Annotated in this window: 3 protein-coding genes and 1 pseudogene; all 4 read right to left on the bottom strand. The window is 37.8% G+C overall.

Going from position 1 to position 3,122, the window contains the following annotated elements; genetic code table 11:
* Positions 1-405 (bottom strand): annotated as a pseudogene (locus tag ACLNCN_RS04240) (sensor histidine kinase); the annotation flags it as partial.
* A complete protein-coding gene (locus tag ACLNCN_RS04235; protein ID WP_000276749.1) occupies positions 398-1,081 on the bottom strand; it encodes a response regulator transcription factor in 684 nt (227 codons plus the stop codon). The pseudogene ACLNCN_RS04240 and the gene ACLNCN_RS04235, both read right to left, overlap by 8 nt.
* Before the next feature lie 392 nt (positions 1,082-1,473).
* Complete coding sequence (locus ACLNCN_RS04230) at positions 1,474-2,358, bottom strand: ROK family protein (RefSeq protein WP_261105083.1); 885 nt, start codon at positions 2,356-2,358, stop codon at positions 1,474-1,476.
* A 17-nt stretch (positions 2,359-2,375) separates the two neighbouring features.
* On the bottom strand, positions 2,376-3,122 hold a 747-nt coding region (locus ACLNCN_RS04225; protein ID WP_424844694.1), incomplete at its 5' end, for a dihydrodipicolinate synthase family protein.

The following is a 3,122-nucleotide window of genomic DNA, read 5'->3' as shown; positions in this document are numbered from 1 at the left end:
AACAAACTCAGGTATCATGGGTTGCCTGACAGTAAGTACAATCTCTGAATTAGCATAATACACATAATACACCTCACTATTACTTACAGATTCATTTTTAGCAAAAACTTCTCGATAGGCAGGCAAATCCTTTTTTTGATAATTACCCGCTTCAATTGTACCTGTCTTGCGATTAAATACAACATAGTCAAATATAGAGTTATTCATTGCTTGAACTACATCACTTAAATTGCTGGTATCACTCACTGAAATTTCAATTTTAGAGTCGTATACATTTAATTGTCCTGTAAAAACAAGTAAATAAGTAAATATAAAAAATAAAAGTATACTCAGTAACGTACCTGTTACTAGTTCTAAAACAGTCCTTATTATACGTCCTCTAATTGTACTATTCTTCTTAATCATGCCACTTGTATCCCATACCTCTAACTGTTTTTATAGGATTAATTCCATAGGATGAGAATTTTAATCTTATTTGATAGATATACTCAGATATTGAACGAAAGAGGGTTTCAGCATCATCATCATAAACGTTTTCATATATATCTTGTACAGTAAAAATTTTTCTTGGATTGCTAGATAATAGCTCTATGATATCATATTCCCTACTTGTAAAGGCAAGACTATCTCCATTAATACAAACAATTTTTTCTTGTAAATAAATTGTTATTGGAGATAATTCTCGAACAATTTGATTACTTAATTCACCTTGTTTGTATCGTTCTTCTCGTTTGAGATTTGCAGCAACTTTAGCAATTAATTGATTGATGCTGAAAGGTTTTGTAATATAGTCATCTCCTCCTAAATTCAATCCTGATACTATATCTTCTTCGGTATCTTTTGCACTAACAAAAATAATAGGGGAGCTTACTTTATTTCTAATCTGCTTACAAATTTGCATACCATCTATATTAGGCATCATTACATCTAATAAAATCAAATCAAATCCTTTGAAATTATTAATATTGATTGGTACGGTCACTTCTTGATACGTCGTTACCTGATAGTTTTTCATCTCTAAAATAGTTCGCATCAGTTTCAAAATTTCAAAATCGTCATCTACAACTAATATCTTATACATTCTATCACCTCAAAATATTTTAGAGAACTACCTGCAATGCTCCGTATTTTTGACAAAGAATAGTCTCAATACATCAGTTTGTAATATTTCTTATTTATTAAATTAAATTTTTAGAAACTAGTACAAATCTATTTTACACTATCTTGAACAAAATTCGTAATATTTAATAATCTAATTTGAGTGCCATCAATGTCATTTCCTCTTCCGATTCTTATTTCCAGCGTCAGACTTAAAACGGTCTATCCCCAAACCGTTTTAATCCGCTACCTCACAATAGTTAGGCTTGGAAATTGTTATTGACTTCACTGGTAGCAGGTGCCCACGGAGGACTTACACCTCAGATGAACTACATGCCCGTCGTACCTAGAAAATCCTAGTTTGGCTGAGCCAAACTAGGATTGTTTTGTCTTGAAATGATAATAAGCTCCCAACATACCTGCTGTATTTTGATGATGGGCAAATTCTAATCGTGTTTTTTCAGCAAGGCTTGGCACCAAAGCCTCTTTCAAGGCTTTGCGGATCTTGGGTTTGAGGATAGCCTCTTGTCCCATGATACCGCCACCGAGAATGACCACTTCTGGATTAGCAACGTAGCAAATATTTGCCAGACCTTTTCCTAGATAGTCTACCATACGGTCAATACCAGCCATACAAATCTTGTTGCCTTCAGTGGCTTCCTTAAAGATGCGTCGGCCATTCCACTGATCAACATCTTCTCCATGTGCTTCAGCTACATATTTCACTAAAACTGTTGTAGAAGCCAAATCTTGGAACGCTCCATCCTGCATATGCATATAACCGACTTCGCAGGCTGAATTGCTAAAACCATGGAAGACTTTCCCATCAATAATCAAGCAACCACCGATACCGGTTCCAATGGTCAAGCAAAGTGTCACACTCGCTCCCTTGCCTGAACCAGATACCGCTTCAGCAAGACCTGCACAGTTGACGTCATTCTCAATTTCACAAGGAATTGCAAAGCTAGTTTCGATTTCCTTTTTGAACTGGGTGCCTGCGTAGTTAGGGATTTGAGGCCCAGCATAGAAAATTTCCCCCTTATCTGGATCTACCATCCCTGCAGAAGAAATAGCAACACCTGCTACTGAACCCTTTTCTAAATAACTGGCTACGATATCTTTGGTCTTTTGTAAGATATGAGGACCACCCTTATGCGCCTCTGTTGGCATTTCATGTGATTCAACAAGTTGGCCTTCTTGGTCAATCAAACCATATTTGATGTTGGTTCCACCGATATCAATTGCAACGTAGTGTGTCATAAATACCTCCTTATAGATTAGAGGAAGCGCTCCTTGGTTTCGCGAATCAAGGCTGCAGCTGCTTCTACAACTGGACGATCTTCTTCAGTCACTGGTGTCAATGGTGAACGAACAGAACCAATGTTCAGTCCTTCATTGATCTTCAAGACCTCTTTGATGACACCGTACATATTTCCATGTGCAGAAGTGAGTTTACCAATGATAGCGTTGATAGCATACTGCAATTCACGCGCTGTTTCCAAGTCTTTGTCAGCAATCAATTGGTTGAGTTTCAAGAAGAGTTCTGGCATAGCACCATAAGTACCACCGATACCAGCTTTAGCTCCCATGAGACGACCACCTAAGAACTGCTCATCTGGACCATTAAAGACGATGTGGTCTTCCCCACCAAGGCTCACAAAGGTTTGGATATCTTGAACTGGCATAGAAGAGTTCTTCACACCGATAACACGTGGATTCTTCAACATTTCAGTATAAAGACTTGGAGTCAAAGCAACTCCTGCCAATTGAGGAATGTTGTAAATCACATAGTCTGTATTTGGAGCTGCAGAACTGATATCGTTCCAGTACTTAGCAACTGAGTATTCTGGCAAGCGGAAATAAATCGGCGGAATCGTTGCAATGGCATCTACTCCTAAGCTTTCAGCATGACGAGCAAGTTCCATACTGTCTTTGGTATTGTTGCAAGCAACGTGAGCAATAATGGTCAATTTACCTTTGGCAACTGCCATCACTTCTTCCAAAATCAACTTGCGGTCTTCAAC

Source organism: Streptococcus sp. CL8.13, from assembly GCF_049737895.1.
This window is presented reverse-complemented; position numbering and strand designations above follow the sequence as displayed.